Genomic DNA, 26,055 nt, shown 5'->3' with positions numbered 1-26,055 from the left:
CGGCGGCGGGGACCCTTGTGGCCATCAGGCGCGGGACCTGCCGCGGACAAAGTGGAAGATCAGGACTACCACGGCAACCACCAAAAGGATGTGGATGAGCCCGCCGCCAATATTGGCGAGCAGTCCGAGGAGCCAGAGAACGGCGATGATAATAGCGATCCAAAGCAACATGAATTTCTCCTGCATTGTTATTGGCTGGAACTGCTGCATGTGCAGTACGGCGCCTTAGCCGGGCCTACTGCAAGGAATACACCCCTACCTCCCGTTCCAGGCCCCCATGCCGCTTCCGCTCATCAGCACGGCCGATAAAACGTCGCAGTGGCCTGCTGAATCGCCACACCGAAATTGTGTGGCAAATCCCAGACTATTTCAGGACGCCCCTGCTGGAAATGGCAGGGCATCAAAAAAATAGACGTGTCCCCTTTGTGCGTGATTTCGGGCATGGATGCAAAATCCCCGCAGCTCTCCTGGAACGCACCGGGGCCGGGCAGGATCAGGCGGTGGTGAACCGGGCAGTTGCCCCGCCGTCGAGGGCCCCGCTGGGCAGCCGGCGGTCCATGAGCACCATCAGGAGGTGGTGGGCGGCGCCGCGGAGGGGCTCGCCGTCGCCGAAGGCCCAGTCCAGGTCTGTGGCTTCGAGCCGGACGCCGGCCAGGTCAAGCCGGAAATGCTTCCGGCTGAGGGGGCTGGTCGCATGGTCGAGTACCGTGCGGAGGCTTGCATCACTGACCGGGTGTTTGAGGCCGAGTGGGATGGTGATGTCCAGGCCATGGACGATGTCGTGGGTAAGGGCTCCCGGGAGTCCACCGCCGGGCGGTTTCCACAGCGTGTCCTCGTTCGCGCGCCAGCGGTGAAGCAAGGTGCTGACCGGCTCCTGGGCGTCGTGGCGAGCGACCCGATCCGCCATGCGGGCGAAGTTGCCGCGCGAGCGGAGCAACTCGCCGATGAACCGTGGGGTGGAGAAGCGCAGGGGCATGGCCATGTGCGCGACGACTTCCCGCACGCGCCAGCCGGCGCAGAGCGAGGCGGCGTCCCACGCCTGTTGCGGCAGCACTTCCAGGATTTTGGTAAAGGCCCGCCGCTCGGCTGCTATGTTCGCCATGGAGTAGCTGTCCGCACTCATCGGTGGGCTCCGGGGTGCTGTGCCAGGTAGGTCTCGAAGCGGTCCAGCGAGGTGAGGAATCCGGCCTGGGCGGCGGGATCGAGCATTGGCTCCGGAACGTTCGTTTGTTCGATGTCGACTTGGGTACGGCGCGATCCCAGCTCGGTGAAGGTGATGGTCACGGTCATCCCCGAGTGGTCCTCAATCCACGACAGGCGCTCCGGCGGGGTCACCTCAACGTACCGTGCGCTGGTCGGGTAGGTGCTGCCGTCGCGGTCGTTGACCATGACGGTGGTGAAGGCACCCCCGACGCGGGCATCCACGGTGATTGTGTCCAAGGGCGTGGTGACGCCGGCCGGACCCCAGAAGTGGGTCAAATGCTCGGGTTCGACCATGCAGCTGAAGACCAGTTGCCGTGGCGCCTCGAAGATGCGGGTGAAGCGGAGGGTGTTCTCATTCATGGCGGTCTCCATTCGGGGGTTCCTGCAGGTTGCGGAGGTGTTGGTCGAGCTTGTCGAAGCGCTCGGACCAAAGGCGCCGGTTCTCCTCGATCCAGCCGGCAGCGACATCGAGGGCCTGCAACTCCAGGTGGCAGGGGCGGAACTGGGCTTTCCGGCCTCGACTGATCAATCCCGATCTCTCGAGAACCTTCAGATGCTTGGAGATACCCGGAAGACTCAAGTTGAACGGTTCCGCCAGTTCGTTGACGGTGGCGTCGCCGGCGGCGAGCCGGACCACGATGGCCCGGCGCGTCGGGTCGGAAAGCGCACTGAACATCGCGTCGAGCCGCTGATCTTCCGCAACTGTCATGCGGGGCTCCAGAATTTCTCCATCCCTATATTTTACTTATTAGCTAATTAACCGTCAAGCAAAATAAGGTGGCTTCCGGGCTGGCGCTGCCACCCGCAAAAAGACGCTTCACGACGTTTTTTGACGCCTCGCGACGCCACGTTGCGCGTACGCGTCGCCGGGTGAACCAGTACGACACGAACGATTGTGGGCCTGGTGGGCGCTCCGTAACCTCGTCTCAGCATCCGCCCCAGCAAAGGAATCCCCATGACCAACCCGCAGGACAACGGTCCGCAGAAGTCCACACGCATCGTGGCCGGCCAGTCAGCCAAACCCAAGCGCCCCCTGGGCCTGAAAATCGGCATTGCCGCCGCAATCCTGGCCCTGGTTGGCGGTGGCGCCGCCGTCGCCTCAGCCGTCAACACTGGCGCCCCGGCCGCAACCCCGGAAAGCGCCCCGGCCGGCAATCCGGCAGCCGAGCTGAAGCTGGGCTATTTCGGCAACGTCACGCACGCCCCGGCCCTGGTGGGCGTCAGCAAAGGCTTTATCGCCGGGGAACTGGGCAGCACCAAACTCAGCACCCAGGTCTTCAATGCCGGTCCGGCCGCCATCGAAGCCCTGAACGCAGGCGCCATCGATGCCACCTATATCGGCCCCAACCCGGCCATCAACTCGTTCGTCAAGAGCCAAGGCCAATCGGTGAGCATCATCGCCGGAGCCGCCGCCGGGGGGGCGCAGCTTGTGGTCAAGCCGGAGATCACCTCCGCCGCAGACCTCAAGGGCAAGACCCTTGCATCCCCCCAGCTGGGCGGCACCCAGGACGTCGCCCTTCGGGCCTGGCTCTCATCACAGGGCTACAAAACGAACGTGGACGGCAGTGGCGACGTCGCCATCAACCCCACCGAGAACGCCCAGACCCTCAAGCTGTTCCAGGACGGAAAGCTCGACGGCGCCTGGCTGCCCGAGCCCTGGGCCTCCCGCCTGGTGCTGAACGCCGGCGCCAAGGTGCTGGTGGACGAAAAAGACCTGTGGGACGGCTCCCTCTCGGGCAAGCCGGGCGAGTTCCCCACCACCATCCTGATCGTCAACCAGAAGTTCGCGGCGGACCACCCGGACACCGTCAAGGCGCTGCTGAAGGGCCACGTGAAATCGGTTGAGTGGCTGAACAACGCCTCTGCCGCCGACAAGGCCACAGTGATCAATTCCGCCTTGAAGGAAGCCGCCGGCGCGGAGCTGAAGCCGGATGTCATTGACCGGTCCCTGAAGAACATCGTCTTCACTGTGGACCCGCTTGCCGGAACCTACCAGAAACTGCTGGCCGACGGCGTGACCGCCGGTACCACCAAGCAGGCCGACATCAACGGCATCTTCGACCTGAGGGCGCTCAACAGCGTGTCCGGCGAGAAGACCTCGGCAGCCGGGCTCGGCAAGGAATAGCTCCTACCCTTGATTGCTCCGCAGGTGCCGTTTTGTGCACCTACAGCGACTCCTGCGGAGCGCCGTTCACAGCGCGGGGCCGCCCGAACCAGGACGACGCGACGCCCGTGCAAGGAGGGCTCCCCGCAGAGGGCAGCCGGTTAGCTGCCCGGTCCCAGGTGGATGGTGACGATGGTCCCGTACTCGGGGGCGGGACCGAGGTCAAGCCGTCCGCCGGCCGCAGCGGCAATCCGGGCACAGGTTGCCAGGCCCAAGCCTGATCCGGGCGGGTCACCCTGGCGGTCAAGGCGCACCAGCGGATCGAGCACGCGTTCGCGGTCACCGGAGGCGATGCCCTTGCCGTTGTCGATGACGCGCAGGACCGCACCATCCTCGCCACGGTGGCCGGTAATGTGGATGACCGGCGGGACGCCAGGCCGGCTGTAGGCCAGGGCGTTGTGGATGAGATTCTGCAGGAGAACCCGGGTCTGGACCGGGTCCGCGGTAAATAGCAGCTCCCCCGAGTCCACGGACGCTCCCGACTCCTCCACGGCGGTGGCCAGGTCCGCGACGACGTCCCCCACGAGATCCGCCAGGGAAACCGCGGCCGGCTGCAGGTCACCGCCGATGGTGGCGAAGGCCAGGACATCCTCGACCATCGCCAGCATACGCCGGCCGGTCCGGCCCACGATGCCCAGGTACTCCGGAAGCCGGGCGTCGTCGCCTGCTTCTGCGTCCATTTCGCCCAGTTCCACGAATCCGAGGATCGAGGTCAGCGGGTTGCGGAGGTCGTGGCTGATCCTGCCGGCAAACTCCGCCAGGAGGGTGTTGCTCCGCTCGGCTTCGGCCAGCGCATCAGCCAGGCGGCGTGCGCGGCGCTCCAATTGCAGGACGTCGACGATTTGGGCGGCGAGGATTTCAAGGCCGCGGAGTTGTTCGCCGCTGAGCCGGCCGGTTTCCCGGGCGCCGGCACAAAGGGTGCCAAGGACAAACCCGTCGTCGGTCACCAGCGGAATGGAGGCATAGAACCTGACACTGCTGCGCCGGCCGTCCACGTAGGGGTTTTCGCGGTACCGGGGGTCCAAGGAAGCGTCCTCGAGGACGGTGGGTTCACCGCTAAGGAACCCCACCGCGCACATCGAGTCTTCCCTGGTGCACAGATACGGTTCCATGCCCGCGGTGGCTGCCTGGTACTGGAGGTCTTCGGTGATGATGTTGATGGCTGTCACGGGCTGGCCACAGACCGTGCGGGCCAGTTCAACAAGGTTCTGCAAGCGTTCCGACGCAGCCGGAACTTCGACATGTCCGTCCGGGCCTGGAATGGGCAGTCCGGTTCCGGCAAGGACCGCGTCTCGGACCATCTCGTTCACCGTCATGGCCTGCGCGCCTTGTTATCAGCGCGCGCGAACCACCAGCCATCCGCGCGCGCGGTGGCCAAGCCTTCCATGCCGGGATCGTCCACCGGTCCAGCATCCCATACCGGCGTCGCCGCACGGGGAGAACACAGGAGGGCCGGCTCAAATCCATGAACCGGCCCTCCTTGCCTTCCCCGGCACCGCGGCGTCACGGGGAAGGTGAACCAATCAGCCCGGGACGTTCCGGGGATCGTTGCCGTAGCTGTACTTCTCCCCGATCTGGCCATCCTGGTTTTTGATGACGTGTTCCACCTTGTCTGCTTTCGCGGCGTCGCGACCGGCGGCTACCGCCTCTTCCTTGATGCCGTAGCCGGCACCAAACGCGCGGTCAGCGCCTTCGCGCTTGTTCTTCCACTGGCCGTCTTCGTAGTACGTCTCGATATCGCCCTGAGCCATTGCACACTCCCTCTGCTGTTTGGTTCCAAGACGCCTGCTGCGCAAGCGCGGAAAGCGAAGAGCCCCGCAATACATGTTGTTGTAGAGCGGGGCCTTCGTGGCAACCACTCCGCCTGTTGGGGGGCCGGCGGAGGAGCTGACACCAAACTAATAGAAAGCATGCTTAGTTTTCAAGCCGGCAGAGAACTCCTGGGAGCGCCGCTTCCTGCCGTGGCCGTACTACAACCACGAAGGATAGCGGCTACCCGCCCACTGCGTTCAGTTCGGTTCGGGTGGGCGGGTTGGCGCCGGGGCGCGACACCGTGACGGCAGCCGCGCGGGCAGCGTGCGCCAGGAGTTCGGCCAGCCCTTCGGTGGGCAGGTCGCGCAGTTCCTCGCGGTTCTGCGCGCCGTCCAGCTCCCGGTCAACCAGGCCGGAGAGGAGCGCGGCCATGAACGAGTCGCCGGCGCCCACGGTGTCCGCCACCTCCACTTTGGGCGCGGGCACTGACGTTTCGCCGGCGCGGCAGATACCCCAGGGCCCGTCCGCGCCGCGGGTGACCACCACCAGGGCAGGGCCCTCCTCCCCGCCAAGCGCCAGCCAGGCGCGCGCGGAGTCCAGCACATCCTGGCCGGGGTAGAGCCATTCCAGGTCCTCGTCCGAGGCCTTGACCACGTCCGCCAAGCTGACGAACTTCTCCGCCTGCCGGCGCGCGTAGTCCACATCGGTGATGATGCTGGGGCGGCAGTTGGGATCGAAGCTAATGGTGGCGGACGGGTGGGCATGCTCGACGGCGGCCAGCACCTCGGCGGCGCCCGGCGCCAGCATGGTGGCAATGGAGCCGGTGTGCAGAAGCGTGGTGCCCTGCAGCATGAAGCCGAGCCGGTCCACGAGGCCGGGCAGCTCCCAGGCGAGGTCGAACGTGTAGGTGGCGGCGCCGTCGTCGTCAATCAATGCGGTGGCAACGCTGGTAGGCAACTCATCCGGAGGCAGCGGCAGCATCACGGAACTGGCGCGAAGGTGCGCGGCCACAGAATCGCCGTAGGCGTCCCGGCCGTAGCGGCCGATGAACTGCACCGGATGGTCCAGCCGGGCCAGGCCGACCGCGACGTTGAGGGGGCTGCCGCCGACGTGCGCCTCGATTCCCGAGGCACGCTGGACGACGTCGACAAGGCCTTCGCCAATAACTGTGAGCATGGTCATACTCTGCCAGAAAGCGGGCCGGCTCAGCAGTTCATGTCAGCCCAGCAGCCGGGCCGCCAGTTCGCGGCATACCGCATACGCCGGGGACTTGGGATTGATCAGGTCGAAGTGATCACCGGGCACCATGACCAGGTGCGCCGGCACGCCTCCGGCCCCGCTTGCGTCCACGTACAGCGCCGACATGGCCAGCGGCACGTCGTCGTCCGCCTCTGCATGCACCGCGTAGACCGGCACATCCAGCGGCAGGGCGGCCATGGGGTCGGCGCAGCGGTAGCGTCGGGGAAATTTCGACGACGATCCGCCAAGCAGGTTGGCCACCGCACCGTTGCTGAGGTTCAGGCGTTCGGCCTCGGCCAGGTTCAGGACGCCGGATTGGCTGACCACCCCGGCGAGGCGGACGCCGCCGGGGTCTGCGAGCTCCGCGCCCGGACCCGGCCCGGCCAGGTGCCCGCGGCCCGCCGCCCAGACGGCAAGATGTCCGCCGGCAGAATGGCCCACGGCCACCACTTTGCCGAGGTCAAGCGAGTGCTGCCCTGCCAGTTCAGCGAGTTTGTCGATCCCGGCCAGGACATCCTGGAAGGTGGCAGGCCAGCCGCCGCCGTTGCCGGCGCGGCGGTACTCCAGGTTCCAGGCGGCCATCCCATGTTCGGCAAGATCTACGGCAAGCGGCTCCCCAAGTTCTGCCCCGTATGTTGAGCGCCAGTAGCCGCCATGGATCACCACCACTACCCCCCGAAGCTGCCCGGCCGCGGGAGGATCTGGCAGGAAGAGCTCGCCCCATTGGCTGGGGTCCGCGCCGTAGGAGTACTTCAGCCGCTGCACCATATGCCAGAGACTACAGGGACCGGGCGTGGGCGGAAGCCGCGCCGGCGACAGCTGCAAACGATCCGGCATAAGCGAAAGTTCCCTCTTGCTTAGTTTTTCTATTTGCTGGACTTGGCCTAAGACCTGTGCCTATGCTTGGTGCTGCTTGTAAGAGCAATCTCTGGGGGGAGGCGTTCTGAGTGAAGTCACATCATAATCCGTGGGCTTTTCTCCGCCCCCTCCTGCTTGCCCTCGCCGCTACTGCCGCCTGGGTAGCGTTGTCCGCCGGAGGCGCTTCTGCTGATACCGGTGCGGACGATTCGGACTCCCGGCATTCCATGCTCGGATCGGTCGGATCATCCCTTCGCTCCGTCACCACCACCGTTGCGCATCAAGCCAAAGGTGCCTTGGAACCGGTGGAGGCCACCCTCAAGGGCGGTCCGGACAATGCGCCTGTCGCGAATGTTCCGGCGTTGATCCCCGCGCCATCCCTGGGCCCGGCGGTGAAAGACGTCACCGGACTTGCCGACCAGGTGGTGCAGGCCGTTCCCGTCGTCAACCGCGTAGTGCCTGCCGGAACGGTGGGCACGGTGGTGGACCCGGTTGCCGGCACTGTCGATACCGTGCTGGACCGTGCGGTGGAAACCGTGGCCCCAATTGCCGGCGCTGTTCTTGAGCCCCTTGAGCCTGTTGTGGAACCTGTCACCGACGCCGTTCCCCTTCCCGGCGTTAACCCGGCTGACTCCGGCCCGGTTCCCCCCGTGGTCACCGACGCCATCGACACTCTCACCTCTGATCCGGCGTCGACCCCCGCTCCTTCCGTGACCGGCCTTCCGCAGGCAGGCCACGAAGCGGATGCGTCTGTCACGGTCGCAAACGCCGATGCCGCCGGCACCGCGCCGGGTCGAGCCGCGATGATTCTCGGAGACGCCCTGCCCGGAACCGGCCAGGCCTGTGACACCCGAATGAATTCGGTGGCAAACGCCCCGGCACTTGCCGAAGCCGGCCCGGACCACGCACCAATCCATGAACCTTCTGATTCCCTGCCGGGCGTGCCGGGTGCCACTACCGGCGGAAGCAGCTCCTCCGGGGGCAACGGCCCGGCCGTCCCCGCATGGCTCAACGCCCACCAACTCTACGTTCCTGCGGCGGGTACCGCCGCCATCGAGGGCCGTCTGCTCGCAGCCCCGGCACCGGTGTCCTTCGACCCCGGATCTTCCCCTGATTAGTTGAGGCCCCTCCGCGCACTCACGTGCGGAAACTGAGCCATTTCCGGGCCCAAGAAGTATGCCCAAATCAACTTTTCAGGAGAACTTAAAATGATGCATCGCAACATTCGCAGGTGCCTGCTCGGCACCGCATTTGCCGGCGGACTGCTGGCCTTCGGCGGTGTCGCCGCCAACGCAGCAGACACCACAACCTCGGGAAATGACGGGCTACTTTCAGGCACTCAGGTGGTGGCCCCGGTCAACATCCCGGTCAACCTCGGAGCCACTTCGCTGGGACTTATTGGCGACTCCGCAGCGAGCACACAGAATGCCGGAGCACCGGCAGCACCCGCTCCGGCACCCGCCGCATCCACTAACGGCGGCGACGGCATCGCATCCGGAACCCAGGTAGTGGCGCCGATCACCGTTCCCATCACCCTGGGGGCAACCTCAGTGGGCGCTGTTGGCGACTCGGCAGCAAGCACCCAGAACCCCGCCACTTCGGGCACGGCACCGGCAGCCCCCGCTCCAGCACCCGCCGCGAACACCACCGGTAGTGACAGCATCGCGTCCGGAACCCAGGTAGTGGCGCCGATCACCGTTCCCATCACCCTGGGGGCAACCTCGGTGGGCGCTGTTGGCGACTCGGCAGCAAGCACCCAGGACCCCGCCACTTCGGGCACGGCACCGGCAGCACCCGCTCCGGCACCCGCCGCATCCACTAACGGCGGCGACGGGATCGCATCCGGAACCCAGGTAGTGGCGCCGATCACCGTTCCCATCACCCTGGGGGCAACCTCGGTGGGCGCTGTTGGCGACTCGGCAGCAAGCACCCAGAACCCCGCCACTTCGGGCACGGCACCGGCAGCCCCCGCTCCGGCACCCGCATCCACAAACGGCGGCGACGGCATCGCGTCCGGAACCCAGGTAGTGGCGCCTGTAACTGCGCCGATCAACCTCGGGGGCACGTCCGTGGGCGCTGTTGGCGACTCGGCAGCAAGCACCCAAAACCCCGCCACTTCGGGCGCGGCACCGGCAGCCCCGGCGCCCGCGGCGACCACCACCGGTAGTGACAGCATCGCATCCGGAACCCAGGTAGTGGCGCCTGTAACAGCGCCGATCAACCTCGGGGCCACGTCCGTGGGCCTCGTCGGTGATTCAGCTGCAAGCACCCAGAACCCCGCCACTTCGGGCACGGCACCGGCAGCCCCGGCGCCCGCGGCGACCACCACCGGCAGTGACAGCATCGCATCCGGAACCCAGGTAGTGGCGCCTGTAACAGCGCCGATCAACCTCGGGGCCACGTCCGTGGGCCTGGTCGGGGATTCAGCCGCAAGTGTTGAAGGCGCCGGCACCACAGGCACCACGACGGCACCCGCTGGACCCATCACCACCGGCGGAACCGACGGACTCCTCTCGGGAACCCAAGTGGCGGCCCCGATCACTCTTCCAATCTCCCTTGGTGCCACCTCCGTGGGCGTGATTGGGGATTCGACAGCCACCGTAGTGAACCCTCCGGTTGTCACGCCGCCTGTTGTAACTCCTCCTGTGGTGAACCCCCCGGTGGTTACTCCTCCGGTCGTGAATCCTCCGGTAGTTACCCCTCCGACCGTCACCACCCCGACGGTCACCACTCCGTCCACCGAGGTTCCGGCGGCCCAGCCGGGGGCCGGCGCTGCTGACATCCGCGCCGCAGCGGCTCCGATGCAGGCCAACTATGCTGCAGCCCCGACGGTCCTGGCCAACACGGGGGTGAACACCGGCTTGTTGCTGGTGGGCCTGCTGTTCCTGGCCTTCGGCGGTCTCCTCACCCTGGTCCTGCGTCGGAAAAGGGTCTAATCCCGGTCATGGCGTGAATCGTCTACGCACCTGAGAAGACGCCGGGAGTCCAGGAATTACAGTGGACCCAATCCGGCCGGGAAGGATGAATGGTTACAGCTGTGGCGCCGGGCGGTCGGGACAACGAACCGCTCGGCGCCGCTGCACGACCCGGTCCGGTCCCCCGGAGCCGTTAGCCAGGCGGACGCCTGCGGCCCTTCTTGGTCAGGTATGGAAGGGCCGCCTGGACATCACGGAGTGCCTGGGGGCGGCCGTAGAGATACCCTTGCCGGTAGTCGCACCCAATCCGATTCAGGTAATCGGCCTGCTCGTTGGTTTCGATCCCTTCGGCGGTAACCGCCATGCCAAGGTTGTGCGCCATGTCCACCATGGAGACCATGATTGGCGAGTGGTAGGCACCGCCGGTGATGAGCCGGGTAAAGGACTTGTCCAGCTTAACGGCGTCCACAGGCAGCTCGTGCAGACGGCCAAAGGATGAATAACCCGTACCAAAATCGTCCACGGAAATCCTAACGCCCCGGCGACGAAGCTCCGCCAACTGCGTGATGACTTCGGTCTCCTCACCGAGAAACACACTCTCGGTGACCTCAAGAACCAGTTGTCCCGGATCAACCCCGGCGGTCTGCAAAATCCGCAGCACCGATCCCGCATACTCCGTGTCACGGATTTCCAGCCCCGAAACGTTGATTGCAATGCTGCGCCCGGCATCTTCCGCCAGCCATCCGGACATGTCCGTGCAGGCCTTGGTCAGCATGGCCGCATCGAGGTCCCGGATGAGGCCCGTGCTTTCGGCATGGGAGATGAAGTCGGAGGGCAATCGCAGCTTGCCCTCATGCTGCCACCGGGCCAGCGCCTCCAGCTGGACCACTTCCCCGCTGCGCGCCACCACCACCTGATAAAAGGGGACAACGGCGCCCGTGGCAAGTGCTTTTCGGAGGTTCTCCTGCAGTGCAGCGCGCTCGATGAGCTTGCTCATCATTTCTGGCTGGAAACTCACGAAACGGCTCTTGCCCGCGGCTTTTGCCGCATACATGGCGATATCGGCCCGCCGCAAGAGGTCCTCGCCGCTATCCCGCCCAGGACAGTCAGTACCGGACCGTGCTATCCCGATACTCAGGCTCGGCGTGATCTGGACACCCCCCACATCTATGGGTCGACGGGACAGATCTACGAGCCTCTCCGCGATACTGTCCGCGTCACAGCCGTCTGGGATGATCACGACAAACTCGTCGCCCCCTATCCTGGCGACAATGTCGTCGTTACGGATAACGCCACGGATACGTCGGGCGAGCTCGATGAGCATCCGGTCTCCGGACTGGTGCCCATAGACATCGTTGACCTCTTTGAAATCATCCAGGTCCAACAGCAGCAACGCCGCATGCTGCGGACCGCCGGAGCTGCATGCCCTTCGCAATTCCTCATTGAACAGCGCCCGGTTCCCCAAGCCAGTCAGTGGATCGGTAAACGCGAGCCTCCTCAGGTCATCTGCCCTTTTGGCCAGGTCGCGCATGGCTTGATCGGCCTTGACCTCAGCCTGCCGCTTCGCAGTAACGTCCCGGAAGCTCCATACCCTCCCGACGATTCGATCCCCAATCATCTGGGGGCGGGAAAAACGCTCGAAAACCCTGCCGTCCTTGAACTCCAAAACATCCAGGCTCTCGGCCTGCGGCTGGTCATAGAGCTCCCGGACCTTGGCCAGGAATGCGTCCGGTTCCTCCAGCTGCTCTACCACCAGATCAATCACTGCTTGATCGTCGTGGGTCGCCAGCATGGTGCGCGGAATCCTCCACATAGACGCAAAATTTGCGTTGATGCCGGTGATCCGGCCATCCACTCCAACGACCAAGAGCCCGTCAGCAGTAGACTCAAGCGTCGCGTTTAGCAGCGAGACGAGATTCTGCAGCTCTGCCGTTCCACCCTCATGGTCCCGCAGTTCACGAATGGTGAGCACCACGTACGGGTCCCGGCTCGATCCGCCGAAGCCGACTTCAACCGTAAAGCTGTGGCCCCCTACCCACTGTCCACGCGTATGGAAAACGTCGGGGTCGCCTGCGGGTTCATTTGCCCCGGCGACACCCGTGGTTGTTTGCATCTTCCACTCAGGAAGCAGGGACGTGACAGGTACTTCGTCAAGCTCTCCCGGGCCGCGCCCGAACAGTTTTTCCGCGGACGGATTCGCCGAGACGATAATCCCGTCTTCCCGCCTCAGGACGAGAATGGCGCACCGCGCCAGCTCAAGTACCTTCATGGCCGAAAAGGCGGGCCGAACAGCTGCCGCGTGACTGTCCATAAACCCCTCACATCCTCGAATCAGTTGCTGTCCAAGGTAACTTACTCCCGGGTAACCATGTGTGCCGGGTCCTCAGCACGCGTGGCGGGACCGCACGTTGTGCGGGGTGGCGCGTCCTAGGTGTGCGTTGAGCGGATGACGTCAGCGACGCTTTCCAAGTGCACCCGCATCGCATCAGCGGCCGCATCCGGATTGTGCGCGCAGACGGCGTCGATGATCGCAAGGTGCTGGGGCAGCGAAACTGCCGGCCGGCCAGGCTGCCGGGCGAGCCGGAACTGGAAGCGAACGGCCTGGCCGCGGAGCCGGTGGATGGTAGCTGCGGCCGTTTGCTGTGCGCTGATGTCGATGACCCTGGCATGCAGGATCTGGTTGCACTCCGAATAGGAGTCCCGGTCGCCGCGTTCCACGGCGTCCTTCATCCGCCCGGCAAGCTCCTGAAGCTCGACGGCTTCATCGTCCGTGATCCGTTCGGCCGCCTTCCGTGCGCAGAGCGCCTCGAGGGCGGCACGGACCTCGGTGATCTCAACCGCCTCTTCCACGGAAACAGCGCGCACGCGGGCGCCGCGGTTCTGGACCCGCTCCACCAAGCCTTCGACCGTCAGTTCTGCCAACGCCGCCCGAATGTTTCCCCGGCTGGCTCCATATTCGGCGGCCAGGTCCGCCTCCACCAAGCGCTGGTTTGGCACCAGGTCTCCGCCCACGATGGCAGACCTCAGCATATCCACCAGTTCGGTAACCGTAAGGGACCGGGCCGTGGTACCTCCCAGGGTTTCCATGCTTCGCCACCTCCGTGCGCCTGTCCAAGGCAAGCAATATTGTCAACAACTTCGTACCAGCCTACTTGCCCCTCCTTCCAGGGACATCCACGGCAAAGCAGACCGTCAACATAAATGTATAAGAAATTGTTGACAATCCTGAATGTAACTTGGTTCACTTGAGGCGACGGCGTCGCAACCGAGGGCGCCCTCCCACATCACGGAAGGACAGACCATGGATGAGGGCATTCCCTTGACGGCGAGCGCGGGCCGTGTGGACCCAGTGGCGCCGCATACCAAGCATGCTCACGTCGGACAGCCAGACGGGGGCCAAACCCCCGTACCCTGTTGGCTTATGCGCGGCGGGACGTCGAAGGGCCCGTTCTTCCGTGCCACCGACCTCCCGGCCGACACAGCCACCCGGGACGCGGTCCTGCTTGCTGCCATGGGCTCGCCGGATCCGCGACAAATCGACGGACTGGGCGGCGCTCACCCATTAACCAGCAAAGCCGGGATTGTCTCGATCTGTGATCGGGATGGGGTGGACCTTGAGTTCCTGTTTGCTCAACTCCAGCCGGACAGCAGCCAGGTGGATACCACGCCCAACTGCGGTAACATGCTGGCGGCCGCGCTCCCGTTCGCGATTGAGTCAGGCCTTCTAACTCCCGACGGCGACACCACCACGGCGCGGGTCCTCACCGTGAACACCGGCATGGTCGCCGAGATTACGGTCCGGACGCCCTTGGGGCCGGCAGGACGGTACGTCGAATACGCCGGAGACGCCCGGATCGACGGTGTTCCCGGCACGGCCGCGCCAGTGACCATCAACTTCCTGGACACGGCGGGCTCGGTCTGCGACTCACTGCTGCCCACCGGCAACCTCCGCGACACCGTGGATATCGCCGGGATGGGGGCGGTGGAGGTGACCTGCATCGACAATGGCCAACCGCTGGTGATCATCAACGCCGGTGACCTGGGGCGCACGGGGCGGGAGTCCGTCGTCGACCTTAACAAGGACACCGAACTCAAGGGCCGCCTTGAGGACCTGCGGCTGGCATGCGGAAAACTCATGGGCCTCGGCGACGTGACGGGCAAGAACTACCCCAAAATGACCCTGGTCTCAGCGCCGGCCTCCGGCGGTGCGGTCAATACCCGCAGCTTCATCCCGCACATCTGCCATGAATCCATCGGCGTGCTCGCCGCGGTCACGGCCGCCACCGCCGCAATCCTCAAAGGGACTGTGGCGCACGACGTCGCCGTACTGCCAGACGGAACCGCGCCCACGGTCGCAGTTGAACACCCCAGCGGTGAATTCACCGTCGAGCTCGGCCTGGACGCCCAAGACCCCACCAAAGTGGTCAAATCCGCGCTGATCCGCACGGCCCGGCTTCTCATGGCGGGCGCCGTCATGGTCCCCGCCCATCCCTCATTCCAGGAGCACACACTGTGATTATCGACATCCACGGCCACTACACCACGGCCCCGGCCGCCCTGGGGCAGTGGCGGGACCGGCAGGTCGCCGCACTGCAGGATCCCGCCTTGGCGCCGTCCCCGTCAGATTTGAGAATTTCCGACGACGAACTCCGGGAGAGCATCGAAGCGAACCAGCTGCGGCTCATGGACGAACGCGGGATCGACCTCACCGTCTTCTCGCCGCGGGCTTCCTTCATGGCACACCACATCGGTTCCTTCGAGACCTCGGCCGAGTGGGCGTCGATCTGCAATGAGCTCTGCTACCGGGTCAGCCGGCTCTTCCCGGACCGGTTCGTCCCGGCCGCGATGCTTCCCCAGTCCCCCGGCGTGGATCCGGCCACATCCATCCCGGAACTCACACGCTGCGTTGAGGAATACGGAGCCGTGGCCTTGAACCTGAACCCCGACCCTTCCGGCGGGCACTGGACCGCTCCGCCGCTGACGGACCGGTACTGGTACCCGATCTACGAAAAAATGGTCGAATTCGACATCCCCGCCATGGTCCATGTCAGCACGAGCGTCAATCCAGCCTTCCACACCACGGGCGCGCACTACCTCAACGCCGATACCACCGCTGTCATGCAACTCATCCAGGGCGACCTGTTCACCGACTTCCCCACCCTAAGACTCGTCATCCCGCACGGCGGCGGTGCCGTCCCGTACCACTGGGGACGCTTCCGGGGCCTGGCCATGGCACTGGGCAAACCGGCCCTCGAAGAACACCTGCTGCGCAACGTCTTCTTCGATACCTGCGTCTACCACCAGCCCGGGGTCGATCTGCTCCTGGACGTCATCCCCAACAGGAACATCCTGTTCGCCTCCGAAATGATCGGCGCCGTCCGGGACATCGACCCCTGCACCGGCCACAATTTCGACGACACTGCCCGCTACCTCGACGCCGCCGGGCTGAACGAAGCCGACCTGGCCGCCGTCCACGAACAGAACGCCCGCACCGTCTACCCCCGCCTCAACGCCCTGCTCAAGCAGCAGGGCCGCTAGCCATCCCAGGAGCCCGAACATGCAGGAACTCGGCGTGGTCCACACCACCATCACCCGCGCAGCGGAACAGGACGTCAAAGCCCTCTCCGCCTTCGGCGTCAGCACCATCCACGAAGCCATGGGCCGGCTGGGCCTCATGCGCCCCTACCTTCGCCCCGTCTACCCCGGCGCCGCCATGTGCGGCACCGCCGTCACCGTGCTGCTCCAGCCCGGAGACAACTGGATGATGCACGTCGCCGCCGAACAGGTCCAGCCCGGGGACGTCGTGGTGGCCGCGTGCACCACCGAAAGCGAAGACGGCTTCTTCGGCGACCTGCTCGCCACCTCACTCAAAGCCCGCGGCGCACGCGGATTGATCATCGACGGCGGCTGCCGCGACGTCGCCGCGCTGGAGGAGATGGACTTCCCGGTCTTCAGCCGCGCCATCAACTCCAAAGGCACCGTCAAAGCCACCCTCGGATCCGTCAACATCCCCGTTATCTGTGCCAACGCCCTGGTCAACCCGGGCGACGTAGTGGTCGCGGACGTCGACGGCGTCGTCGTCGTCCCCGCCGCGCGCGCCGCGGACGTCGCGGAGGCTGCGCGGAAGCGCGAAGACAACGAAGAGGCGAAACGCCTCCGTTTTGCCAACGGAGAACCCGGACTCGACATTTACAACATGCGCGGACCCCTCGAAGCGGCAGGCCTGCGCTATGTCCACTGACGCACGCGGGACTGCCGCCCATTCACCTGCCGGCCAAAGGAACCCCATGGACAGCACCTTCACCAAGTCACCCGGCTGGCTCGACTGGTACAGCAACCCCTCCACGCCACGCTTCACGCTTCCGGCGGGCACAGTGGACGCGCACTGCCACGTCTTCGGGCCCGGGAACGAGTTTCCGTTCGCGCCGGAGCGGAAGTACACGCCCTGCGACGCCGGCAAGGACCAATTGTTCGCCCTGCGGGACCACCTGGGCGTCAGCCGCAACGTGATCGTGCAGGCCACCTGCCACGGCGCCGACAACAGCGCCATGGTGGACGCCGTCCGAGCCTCCAAGGGCCGCGCCCGCGGAGTGGCCACCGTCCGCCCGGACATCAGCGACGCCGAGCTGGAACGGCTGGACGCCGCAGGGGTGCGTGGTGTCCGGTTCAACTTCCTGAAGCGGCTGGTCAACGCGGCACCGCAAGAGGAACTGGCCGCAATCGCCCGCAGGATCGCCCCGCTGGGCTGGCACGTGGTCATCTACTTCGAAGGCCAGGACCTCGAAGGGCTGGAAGGTTTCTTCGGTTCGCTGCCCACGCCGCTGGTGGTGGACCACATGGGGCGCCCCGACGTGGCCAAACCGGCGACCGGGCCGGAGTTCGGCAGGTTCCTGCGCTTCGTGGAGAACAATGACGTCTGGGTCAAGGTCAGCTGCCCGGAACGGCTCAGCATCTCCGGTCCGCCCGCGCTGGACGGGGAGCCCGCCCCGTACCGCGACGTTATGGCGTTCGGCCGCACCGTCGTCGAGGCATTTCCGGACCGTGTCCTGTGGGGAACCGACTGGCCACACCCGAACCTCACGCACCACATGCCGGACGACGGACTCCTGGTGGACTACATCCCGCACGTGGCCACCACCCCGGAGCTTCAGCACAAACTGCTCGTCAGCAACCCCATGAACCTCTACTGGCCCGGCGAAAACGCCTAGCCTGCCTCCCTCTTGCCCCAAGGATTCCAATGATGCATTCCAACGCCGCCAACCGCCTTGACCGGTTGCCAATCTCAAAGTTCCACAAGATCGCCCTGGTGGCCGTCTCGTTCGCCTACTTCTTCGAGTTCGCCGACATCAACAGCTTCGCCACCACCGTGCCCAAACTGATCAAGCTGTGGGGTGTCAGCGTCAACGAGGTGGCGTACGTGACGTCCGCTTCCTTCGTTGGCATGTTCTTCGGCTCACTCATCGCCAGCTGGATGGCAGACCGCTGGGGCCGCAAGAATGCCCTGGTCATCACCACCCTCTGGTACGCGTCCTTCTCGCTGGTAGCCGCGTTCTCCTGGGACATCGTGTCGCTGGGCCTCTTCCGGATCCTCACCTCGGCCGGGCTCTCCGCCATGACCGTGGTGGCGGTCATCTACGTCAACGAACTGTTCCCCGCGGCCAAGCGCGGCAAGTACCAGGCATACGCGATCGTCATCGGCATCTGCGGGACACCGGCCACCAACCTCATCGCCAGCCTGGTGGTCCCCCTGGCGGACTGGACCTGGCGGCTGGTCTACGTATGGGGCGCACTGGGCATCCTCTTCATCCTGTTCACGCGGCGGCTCAAGGAATCCCCGCGCTGGTATGAAAACAAGGGCGACTACGCCAAAGCAGACGCCATCCTCAAGGAAATCGAGGCCACCGTCAGCGCGGAGAAGGGAGCCCTCCCCGCGCCCGCCGCCCCGGTCGAAACTCCCGCCGCCGCCAAGGCACCCCTGACGCTGCTGCTGCAGAAGAAATACCTGGCACCCACCCTCCTCCTCACCGTCCTCTGGGTCACCCAGACCATCGGCTTCTTCGGCTACTCCAGCTGGGCACCCACGCTGCTGGCCAAGGAAGGCTTCAGCGTTGAAAACTCCATCTTCTACGTGGCACTGACCACGGTCGGCGCACCCCTCGGCTCCTACCTCGCGTCTCTGGTCACGGACCGCTTCGAGCGAAAGTGGTGCCTGGTGGTCTTTGGCACCATCATCGCCGTATGCGGCCTCCTCTACGGCCTCACGTTCAACCCGGTGCTGATCGTCCTGTTCGGCTTCCTGGTCAACCTGTTCGAGCGCGGCTACACGGCACTTGCCTACGCCTACTCGCCCGAACTGTTCGACACCAACGGACGCTCCATGGGCACCGGCGTGTCCTACGGCCTGGGCCGGCTTTCCAATGCCGCCGGTCCGCTGATCATCGCTGCCCTCTATAACGGCAGCGGCTACCAGAGCGTCTTCTTCTTCATCGCCGGCACCTGGCTGTTCGGCGCCGTCGCCCTGGCCATCTTCGGCCCGGCAACGCGGAAGGCACGCCTGTTCGCGGCAACGGGGGCAGACCCCGCAGCCGGCCCGGTTGATGGCGCCGCCGCCGTCGGGACGCCCGACGGCGGCATCCGCCACTAGTCTGGGGACAACACCACCAATCCGGGAGGACCCAGTGGCACGCATCTTCATCACCGGCTCCACTGACGGGCTGGGCCTGGCGACGGCGGAGACGCTGCTCCGGGACGGCCACGAGGTGATCGTGCATGCGCGGTCCTCCCGGCGGCTCCCCGCAGTACAGCACCTGCTGGACCGCGGGGCGCAGAGCGTCGTCGGAGACCTGGCCGTCCTGGCGGACGTCAGGCAACTGGCGGCGGACGCCAACGGAATCGGCGGCATCGACGCCGTCATCCACAACGCCGGCGTACTCAGCGGCCCGGCGCTGCTGCCCGTCAACGTGGTTGCCCCTTACCTGCTGACGGCCCTCATGCCCGGTCCGCGCCGCCTGGTCTACCTGAGCAGCGGCATGCACCGGGGCGGGGACGCCGGCCTAGGCGGCCTGGACTGGGAAGGGCGGACGACGACGGCCTCCTACTCCACCACCAAGCTCCAGGTCACTGCGCTGACCTTGGCGCTGGCCCGGCTGGTGCCACACGTCGCCAGCAACGCCGTCGACCCCGGCTGGGTGCCCACCCGGATGGGTGGCCGGTCGGCGCCTGACAGCCTGGAACTGGGCCACCGCACCCAGGAGTGGCTGGCCACCAGCGATGATGCGGAGGCCTTGGCCAGCGGCGGCTACTGGTTTCACCAGGAGCGGCAAACCCCGCATCCGGCAGCCGGCGACCCCCGTTTCCAGGATGCTTTGCTGGCGCAGCTCGCGGACTGCACCGGCACCACCCTGGAAGCGCTCAGCTAGACCGTTCAGAAGGCACGGATGGTGATTCCGGAAAAGACGGCCGGTCCCCCGTCACTGTAGAACGAGATGCCGGTATCGCCGCCGGTGAACTGCACCTGCTGCGACAAAACCGTGTGCCCGGCGTTCACGAACACCTCCACGCTCTGGGTGTCCACGAAGATGCGCAGGTGCACGGACCTGGCGGCGGCGTCAATGGGGGCCGCGGCACGGGTATACGGCACCAGTGAGTAGCCGGCAAGGTCCGAGGGTGCGCGGTCGACGTAGAGCTCAGCACCGTATTTGCCGATATTTGTGTGGCGGGCACCGTCCGCGGAGCGGCCGACGGACACGCCCACATTTGCCGCGGCGCTCCAGGAGATGTCCAGCTCCAGCTCATAGGCCCTGCCATTCCAGGGCAGGACGACGCTGCCCTCCACCGTCCGGTCCGGGAGCACCGTGGTGGAGGTGGCGTAGCCTGCCAGCGCGGGAACCGGGCTGCTCAACAGGCTGTACCAGCCTCCGCCCTGGCGCACCAGGCGAATTTCGCGGACGATCGAGTTTTGGCCGTTGTACCCGTCGGTGGCGTCTGTGGGAACATCCCGGGCCGCATATTTCCAGTTGTTCATCCAGGCGACGGCGTACCGGCGCGTCTCCGGCGCATTCGGCACCGGCCAGGTCACCGCCGCATACCAGTCCCAGCCCCAGTCCAGCCATTGCGGATTGTCCACGTCGTCGGCAAGGAACTGGTTACCGTCCCAGGTTCCGGTCCAGTAGGCGTACGTCATGGGCAGCCCGATGCTGTAGGCGTCCATGCTGGCGCCCAGCACCCAATGCCAGGTGCCGTCGTCGGCCTTCATCTGGAACAGGTCCGGACACTCGATGCCGCCCAGCGCGTGGTTGGGGTAGTCGAAGTTGCGTTTCAGCTGCCAGTCCCGCAGGTTCACGGATGTGTAGAAGGCGGCGTACCGGGCGCGGCCGATCACGCACACCCATTCGTTGCGGGCAGCGTCCCAGTGGATCTTGGGGTCCCGGAACCATTCCGCGTTGTCGATCTCTGCCTGTGTGGTGGCCGCCCGGCCGTCCGTGTTGACGATTACCGGGTCCGCGAGGGCCGTGAACGTGTAACCGCCGTCGATGGACCAGTAGAGGTACTGCTCCTGGTATTTCCTGATGCCGTCCGTGGGCTGCGTGGCGAGCACGACGATCGCTCCGGCGCCGAAGCCTGCGGTGTTGGCGGTGTCCACCACTGCGGATCCGGACCACACGGGAAAATCGGGCTGCAGCGGCAGCGCCACGCCGTGATGGGTGAAGGCCACGGCGTCGGTGGTGCTGGCATGGTCCCACCCGCCCTGCCCGTTGTTTTGAGTGGAATGCAGGTAGTACAGGTGGTGGGCACCGTTGACGAACACCGGCCGCTGGGGATCGCACAGCCATCCCGATGGCGGGGTCAGGTGGAAGACCGCGCGCAGGGAATCCCGAGCGTGCGCGGGTGGGGCGGAGATGGCTCCGGCCGCCAGGAGGGCGAACGCTCCTGCTCCGGTGCCTTGCAGAATGTGGCGGCGGGACATGGCATGGGTCATCATTGACTTCCTCTCGCGGGGGCGGCTCCTCCGCCGCCGGGCGCTCCGTGGGGAACACTCGTTGGTCCGCACGGTCACCGCAGTGATTAAGCGCTTTAGCAGGACAAGATACCCAGCGGCGGCCGGATGGTCAAGCGTTTCAGCAAAGTGACCCATGTCATAAATTGAGCCTCGGGCCCTTAGGAAAGTATTTTTGCTAAAACGCTTGATCAGCGCCTGCTTTCACGCTAGCTTCTAGGTGATCAAACGCTTTAGCAGAACGGACATCACCGCTGATGAGCTACCCAGTCTTCTTCCAGCCCGCCGATGCGTGGGTTGGAGACCTTATCCCCTTCCAGAAGGATGGCGAGTTCTGGCTCTTCTATCTTCATGAAGTGCGCGCCGATCCGAAGCCCGGTACGGCGTGGAACTTGGTGACCACCAAAGACCTCACGCAGTTCCAGGACCATGGCGTGGCCCTCCCCCACGGCACCGCAAACGACCTGGACTTCAACTGCTATACCGGCAGCATCGTCGCCGACGAGTCCGGCGTCCACCACCTCTTCTACACTGGCCAGAACCCGGCCAACCTCGGCCCCGGCGGACTGCCCTTGCAACTGGTCATGCATGCCACCAGCACCGACGGGATGGCCACCTGGACCAAGCACCCCGAACTCACCTTCGGCGCCCCGGACGGGTACGATTCCGCAGACTGGCGGGACCCCTTCGTCTTCCGCGATGAGGCAGCCGGCGTGTGGCGGATGCTCCTCGCCGCCAGGCACTCCACCGGACCGGAACGCAGGCGGGGCGTGATCGCGCAGCGCGTCTCCACCGACCTGATGACCTGGTCCCATGCCGAACCCTTCTGGGATCCCCGCCGGTACATCACCCATGAGTGCCCCGACGTGTTCCAGTGGGGCGGCTGGTGGTACATGGTCTACTCGGAATTCTCCGAAACCTTCACCACCCGGTACCGGATGGCCACGAGCCCCGACGGCCCGTGGACCGTTCCGGCCCGGGACAGCGTCGACGGGCGCGCCTTCTACGCTGCAAAGACGGCGGAGCGGGACGGCAGGCGGTTCTTCTTCGGCTGGATCGCCAGCAAGGAAGGAAATTCCGACGACGGCGCCTGGCAATGGGCGGGCACCATGGCCGTGCTGGAGGCCCGCCAAAACGCCGACGGGACCTTGGCGTTCGGGTTCGCCGACGAACTGGTGGACAGCTTCTGGGACGATGTCCCGCTTGAGCTTGGGAGCGGGCTGCCCCTCCGGCTGGACGTCCCGGACGGCTACGCTGCCGCCATGTCCGCGAATCCGATGCCCACGCAGTTCTACGCCAAGGCGGTGCTGGACATCGGTCCCGGCACCACGGAATGCGGGCTGCTGCTGCGCTCGACTGCGGACGGGGACCACTCCTACGTCCTCCGCCTCGAGCCGAAACGCGGCCGCCTGGTGTTCGACCGCTGGCCACGAGCCGTCACCGGCGACGCCCAATGGCACGTCTCGGGCGACGTCCCGTACGCCATAGAACTTGAACGCCCGTGCGACCTCGCACCCGGACGCCACACGCTGGAAGTGGTGGTGGACGGCGATCTGTGCGTCGCCGTCGTGGACCGGCAGGTGGCCCTGAGTACCCGCATCTACGACCTCCCCACCGGTGCACTGGGCGTGTTCGCCGGCGAAGGTTCGGTCACTGTCACAGATCTCGAAGTCCGCAAGCGCACCGACAACTGAATACCCATCCTCCATTCCATCCGACCCGTTCCAACGATCCGTTCAATCAAGGGAGATTGCCCCAAATGAAAAACCTGCTCCGCGCTGCCGCCGTCGCAGCCGCCACCGCCCTGGCACTGACCGCCTGTGGCGGCGGCAGTTCCACGAATTCCTCCGACGTCAGCCCCACCGGCGAGATCAAGCCCCATGAAATCTCCTGGCTCCTCTCCCGCCCGGCAGATGGCGCCGTCATCAACATCATGAAGAAGCTGGCCGACGAATACGCCGCGGACCACCCCGGCTTCAAGCTGAACCTGATCACCACCCCTGACCGGCCCTCCTACATCCAGAAGCTTGAGACCCTGGCCGCGGCCAACAAGCTTCCCGAACTTTTCGACACCGATGCCACCCCGTTCGCCCAGCAGCTGGCCAAACAGGGCAAGATGCTCGACGCCGAGAAGCTGCTGAAATCCCTGGACATCTACGGCAACTACCGCCCCGCGGCACTGGACTACCAGCGCTTCGACGACGGCTCCCTTTACATGATTCCGTTCCAGTTCGAGCTGGAGTTCATGTGGTACAACAAGGCACTGCTGGCCAAGGCCGGCGTGGCCGTACCCAAGTCCCTGGACGATATCCCCGCCATGTGCACCGCCCTGCGCAGCAAGGGAATCACCCCCATTGCCATCGACGGCCAGGACCAATGGCCGCTGGAGCGGTACGTCGCCTACCAGCCGTTCCGCGAAGCCGGCCCCGACTTTGTGCAGAAACTGAAAAAGGGCGATGCCAAGTTCAGCGATGCCGCCGGGCAGAAGACCGTCAACTGGATGGCCGAACTGGGTAAAGCCAAGTGCTTCCAGGACGGCTTCTCCGCCCAGGGCTACTCCGACGCGCAGAACCAGTTCACCTCCGGCCAGGCCGCCATGTACAACATCGGAACCTGGGAGCTGCCCAGCCTGGCCACCGACAAGCTCAACCCCGCCGTCCGCAACGACGTCGACTTCTTCACCCTGCCCACCACCGCAGGATCGGTGACGGCGGCGAACGAGTTCGTCTCGCCGTCGGGCATTGGCATGGCCGTCAACGCCAAGACCTACGATCCCCTGGTCAGCGACTTCCTGAAGTTCGCCCTGAAGAAGTACCCCGCCCAATACGCGGCCACCGGCGCACTGTCGCCCACCACCGACGTCCAGACCACCGTCCCCGCCAACGCCACGCCGCTGTTCCAAAAGGCCCTGGACCAGGCAAAGGACCTCGGGTCCAAGCAGGCCATGCCGTGGGACACCCAGCTGGACCCCACCACCAACGGCCGGCTCCAGCAGGAACTGGTCCTGCTGGTCCAGGGCGAGGTCACTCCCCAGCAGTTCACGGAAACCCTGGACAGCACCATCGCCCAGAACGCCCCCAAGTTCTTCAAGTAAAGGTCCGCCATGCTGCCCAACAGGTCACGGACATCGGTCCTGGTCTTCCTGCTCCCGCCGCTGCTGCTCTATGGCGCTGCGGTCCTCTTCCCCATCCTGCAGTCCCTGTTCCTGAGCTTCTTCTCCTGGAACGGCATCAGCGAGATGGAATTCGTCGGCCTGGCGAACTACATCCGGATGTTCGTCGGCGATGACATCTTCTGGCGGGCGTTCCTGAACGCGCTGATCTACCTCGCCATCTGCCTGGTGCTGCAGCTCGGCGGGGCCCTGGCGGTCGCGAGCCTCCTTACCTCCCTCCGCCGCGGACGGGAGCTCATCAAGACCCTCTACCTGCTGCCGGCCGTGATTTCCACGGTGGCCATTGCCTTCCTCTTCGTCCGGATCTACTCGCTGGAACCAGTGGGGCTGCTGAACCAGCTGCTCCACTGGATCGGACTGGGCAGCCTGGAACGGCCGTGGCTTTCGGATGTGAACACGGTCCTGGCGGCCGTGTCCGCACCGGAAGGCTGGCGGTTCACCGGGTTGTACATGCTGATCATCTACGCGGCACTGCTCGCGGTGCCCAAGGAACTGGAGGAAGCGGCCGTCCTGGACGGCGCGTCCCGCTGGACCCTGTTCAGCAAGATCCGGTTCCCGTACATCCGCCCGGTGTGGATCACCACCACCATCATGGCCACCACCTACGGCCTGCGGGGGTTCGACATCCCCTACCTGATGACCAACGGCGGTCCGGGGCAGTCCTCCGAGCTGCTCACCACCTATATGTACAAGACGGCGTTCACCAGCACGGACTTTGGCTATGCGAGCACCATCTCGGTGTTCATCGTCATCGAGTGCCTCGCCGCCGTCGGCCTCATCCTGTTCCTGCTGAAGCGAAAGGCAGACGCATGATCACCCAGGCAGCCCCGCCCGCCCAGCCGCCCGCCGTCGTACCTCCCACACCCGCCGTGAGGCGCCGCAAGCGCCGGCCGGACCTGTTCCGCACACTCTCCCGCGTGCTGATCATGCTCATCGTGATCGTGCAGGTGTATCCGCTGGCCTGGCTGTTCCTGACCAGCCTGCGCAGCGAACACGACTTCGCCACCGGCGACCCCTTCGCGTTGCCGAGTTCGCTGACGTGGGAGAACTACGCCCGGGCCTTCGAAACCGGCGACCTGGGCCGGAACATCCTGAACAGCTTCGTGGTGACCATGGGCGCCAACGTGCTCATCGTCCTGCTGGGGATGATGGCCGCCTATGCCATCCAGGTGCTGGGGTTCCGGCTCAGCAAGCTGGTCCGCGGGCTGTTCCTCATCGGCATCATCGTCCCGGTGCAGATCGCCCTGGTTCCGCTGTTCATCGACTACTCGCAGGTGAACCTGCTGGATACGTACCAGTCGATGATCATCCCGCTGGCCGGTTTCTCCCTGCCCATGTCCGTCTATCTGTTCTCCTCGTTCTACGAATATATTCCCAAGGAGACATATGAGGCGGCGTCCCTGGACGGTGCGGGACCGTACCGGATCTTCGGCCTGATCACGCTGCCACTGTCAGTGAACACGGTGGTCACCGTGGTCCTGGTGAACAGCATCTTCATCTGGAACGACTTCATTTTCGCCAACACGTTCGTGCTCTCCGAGGACCTCAAGACCATCCCCCTGGGCCTGCAGAACTACATCGGCGCCATGGGCAAGGTGGACTGGACGGCAACCTTTGCGGCCGTGTGCGTGACCATCACCCCGCTCCTGCTGGTGTTCCTGGTGCTCAACAAGGCCATGATCCAGGGGCTCGAGAGCGGAGCGACCAAGGGATGACGGCACCTGCTGCTGGATATACTCCTGAAGGAGGGCAGATG

Annotated in this window: 24 protein-coding genes; 13 read left to right on the top strand and 11 right to left on the bottom strand. The window is 65.4% G+C overall.

The window, feature by feature from the left end; genetic code table 11:
- Nucleotides 1–24: 24 nt before the first annotated feature.
- The 4 genes from AC4EEV_RS12220 to AC4EEV_RS12205 all read right to left on the bottom strand — a co-directional run bounded on the left by AC4EEV_RS12220 (nt 25) and on the right by AC4EEV_RS12205 (nt 1,912).
- On the bottom strand, nt 25–171 hold the full coding sequence (locus tag AC4EEV_RS12220) for a lmo0937 family membrane protein (RefSeq protein ID WP_109044233.1): 147 nt from the start codon (nt 169–171) through the stop codon (nt 25–27).
- Nucleotides 172–493: 322 nt separating this feature from the next.
- On the bottom strand, nt 494–1,102 hold the full coding sequence (locus tag AC4EEV_RS12215; protein WP_491329068.1) for a maleylpyruvate isomerase family mycothiol-dependent enzyme: 609 nt from the start codon (nt 1,100–1,102) through the stop codon (nt 494–496).
- Between the two features lie 17 nt (nt 1,103–1,119).
- Nucleotides 1,120–1,563: an SRPBCC family protein gene (locus tag AC4EEV_RS12210; RefSeq protein WP_491329067.1), complete on the bottom strand. Its 444-nt coding sequence runs from the start codon at nt 1,561–1,563 to the stop codon at nt 1,120–1,122.
- Nucleotides 1,556–1,912 carry an ArsR/SmtB family transcription factor gene (locus AC4EEV_RS12205; protein WP_285318799.1) on the bottom strand — a complete coding sequence of 119 codons (357 nt, stop codon included), beginning with the start codon at nt 1,910–1,912 and terminating at the stop codon, nt 1,556–1,558. The genes AC4EEV_RS12210 and AC4EEV_RS12205 overlap by 8 nt, the downstream gene beginning before the upstream one ends.
- A gap of 246 nt (nt 1,913–2,158) precedes the next feature.
- Here AC4EEV_RS12205 and AC4EEV_RS12200 point away from each other — a divergent pair, with 246 nt between their 5' ends.
- A complete protein-coding gene (locus tag AC4EEV_RS12200) occupies nt 2,159–3,328 on the top strand; it encodes an ABC transporter substrate-binding protein (protein WP_133831348.1) in 1,170 nt (389 codons plus the stop codon).
- 140 nt (nt 3,329–3,468) lie between these two features.
- Here AC4EEV_RS12200 and AC4EEV_RS12195 read toward each other — a convergent pair whose 3' ends face one another.
- From AC4EEV_RS12195 to AC4EEV_RS12180, 4 genes are all read right to left on the bottom strand, one after another.
- On the bottom strand, nt 3,469–4,683 hold the full coding sequence (locus AC4EEV_RS12195; RefSeq protein WP_491329066.1) for a sensor histidine kinase: 1,215 nt from the start codon (nt 4,681–4,683) through the stop codon (nt 3,469–3,471).
- A gap of 207 nt (nt 4,684–4,890) precedes the next feature.
- Nucleotides 4,891–5,118, bottom strand: a complete 228-nt coding sequence (locus tag AC4EEV_RS12190) for a DUF2188 domain-containing protein (RefSeq protein ID WP_018762732.1) — start codon at nt 5,116–5,118, stop codon at nt 4,891–4,893.
- A gap of 241 nt (nt 5,119–5,359) precedes the next feature.
- Entirely contained in the window at nt 5,360–6,295 is a 936-nt protein-coding gene (locus tag AC4EEV_RS12185; RefSeq protein WP_491329065.1) for a carbohydrate kinase family protein, read from the bottom strand.
- A gap of 42 nt (nt 6,296–6,337) precedes the next feature.
- A complete protein-coding gene (locus tag AC4EEV_RS12180; protein ID WP_491329064.1) occupies nt 6,338–7,126 on the bottom strand; it encodes an alpha/beta hydrolase in 789 nt (262 codons plus the stop codon).
- A 179-nt stretch (nt 7,127–7,305) separates the two neighbouring features.
- On the opposite strand from AC4EEV_RS12180, the gene AC4EEV_RS12175 reads away from it, so the two are divergent.
- Together AC4EEV_RS12175 and AC4EEV_RS12170 are read left to right on the top strand one after the other, a co-directional pair.
- The gene (locus tag AC4EEV_RS12175) at nt 7,306–8,334 is read left to right on the top strand and encodes a hypothetical protein (RefSeq protein WP_491329063.1); all 1,029 of its coding nucleotides are present in this window, start codon (nt 7,306–7,308) and stop codon (nt 8,332–8,334) included.
- A gap of 90 nt (nt 8,335–8,424) precedes the next feature.
- Entirely contained in the window at nt 8,425–10,152 is a 1,728-nt protein-coding gene (locus AC4EEV_RS12170) for a beta strand repeat-containing protein (RefSeq protein ID WP_491329062.1), read from the top strand.
- A 172-nt stretch (nt 10,153–10,324) separates the two neighbouring features.
- Here AC4EEV_RS12170 and AC4EEV_RS12165 read toward each other — a convergent pair whose 3' ends face one another.
- Nucleotides 10,325–12,442, bottom strand: coding sequence for a putative bifunctional diguanylate cyclase/phosphodiesterase (locus AC4EEV_RS12165; RefSeq protein WP_491329061.1), 2,118 nt, complete (start codon nt 12,440–12,442; stop codon nt 10,325–10,327).
- A gap of 116 nt (nt 12,443–12,558) precedes the next feature.
- Nucleotides 12,559–13,218 carry a GntR family transcriptional regulator gene (locus tag AC4EEV_RS12160; protein ID WP_491329060.1) on the bottom strand — a complete coding sequence of 220 codons (660 nt, stop codon included), beginning with the start codon at nt 13,216–13,218 and terminating at the stop codon, nt 12,559–12,561.
- A 334-nt stretch (nt 13,219–13,552) separates the two neighbouring features.
- Between AC4EEV_RS12160 and AC4EEV_RS12155 the strand changes: the two genes are divergently transcribed.
- The 6 genes from AC4EEV_RS12155 to AC4EEV_RS12130 are packed head-to-tail and all read left to right on the top strand — an operon-like array spanning nt 13,553 to nt 19,550.
- A complete protein-coding gene (locus AC4EEV_RS12155; RefSeq protein ID WP_491329059.1) occupies nt 13,553–14,647 on the top strand; it encodes a 4-oxalomesaconate tautomerase in 1,095 nt (364 codons plus the stop codon).
- A complete protein-coding gene (locus AC4EEV_RS12150; RefSeq protein WP_491329058.1) occupies nt 14,644–15,669 on the top strand; it encodes an amidohydrolase family protein in 1,026 nt (341 codons plus the stop codon). The genes AC4EEV_RS12155 and AC4EEV_RS12150 overlap by 4 nt, the downstream gene beginning before the upstream one ends.
- A gap of 19 nt (nt 15,670–15,688) precedes the next feature.
- The gene (ligK, locus tag AC4EEV_RS12145; protein ID WP_491329057.1) at nt 15,689–16,372 is read left to right on the top strand and encodes a 4-carboxy-4-hydroxy-2-oxoadipate aldolase/oxaloacetate decarboxylase; all 684 of its coding nucleotides are present in this window, start codon (nt 15,689–15,691) and stop codon (nt 16,370–16,372) included.
- 46 nt (nt 16,373–16,418) lie between these two features.
- Nucleotides 16,419–17,339, top strand: a complete 921-nt coding sequence (locus AC4EEV_RS12140) for an amidohydrolase family protein (RefSeq protein WP_491329056.1) — start codon at nt 16,419–16,421, stop codon at nt 17,337–17,339.
- 29 nt (nt 17,340–17,368) lie between these two features.
- Nucleotides 17,369–18,775 (top strand): MFS transporter, encoded by a 1,407-nt coding sequence (locus AC4EEV_RS12135; RefSeq protein WP_491329055.1) that lies wholly within the window; start codon nt 17,369–17,371, stop codon nt 18,773–18,775.
- Between the two features lie 34 nt (nt 18,776–18,809).
- Nucleotides 18,810–19,550, top strand: a complete 741-nt coding sequence (locus tag AC4EEV_RS12130) for an SDR family NAD(P)-dependent oxidoreductase (RefSeq protein WP_491329054.1) — start codon at nt 18,810–18,812, stop codon at nt 19,548–19,550.
- Between the two features lie 5 nt (nt 19,551–19,555).
- On the opposite strand, the gene AC4EEV_RS12125 is transcribed toward AC4EEV_RS12130, so the two are convergent.
- The gene (locus tag AC4EEV_RS12125; protein ID WP_491330881.1) at nt 19,556–21,109 is read right to left on the bottom strand and encodes a glycoside hydrolase family 32 protein; all 1,554 of its coding nucleotides are present in this window, start codon (nt 21,107–21,109) and stop codon (nt 19,556–19,558) included.
- 275 nt (nt 21,110–21,384) lie between these two features.
- Here AC4EEV_RS12125 and AC4EEV_RS12120 point away from each other — a divergent pair, with 275 nt between their 5' ends.
- The 4 genes from AC4EEV_RS12120 (at nt 21,385) to AC4EEV_RS12105 (ending at nt 26,014) form a co-directional block, all read left to right on the top strand.
- Entirely contained in the window at nt 21,385–22,821 is a 1,437-nt protein-coding gene (locus AC4EEV_RS12120) for a glycoside hydrolase (RefSeq protein WP_491329053.1), read from the top strand.
- A gap of 65 nt (nt 22,822–22,886) precedes the next feature.
- Entirely contained in the window at nt 22,887–24,221 is a 1,335-nt protein-coding gene (locus AC4EEV_RS12115; RefSeq protein WP_491329052.1) for an ABC transporter substrate-binding protein, read from the top strand.
- A 9-nt stretch (nt 24,222–24,230) separates the two neighbouring features.
- Entirely contained in the window at nt 24,231–25,112 is an 882-nt protein-coding gene (locus AC4EEV_RS12110) for a carbohydrate ABC transporter permease (protein WP_018762754.1), read from the top strand.
- A complete protein-coding gene (locus AC4EEV_RS12105) occupies nt 25,109–26,014 on the top strand; it encodes a carbohydrate ABC transporter permease (protein WP_133831363.1) in 906 nt (301 codons plus the stop codon). The genes AC4EEV_RS12110 and AC4EEV_RS12105 overlap by 4 nt, the downstream gene beginning before the upstream one ends.
- Nucleotides 26,015–26,055: the final 41 nt, after the last annotated feature.

The organism is Pseudarthrobacter sp. MOO14, assembly GCF_058267675.1.
The sequence above is the reverse complement of the archived record's forward strand: the minus strand, read 5'-3'. Positions and strand labels throughout refer to the sequence as shown.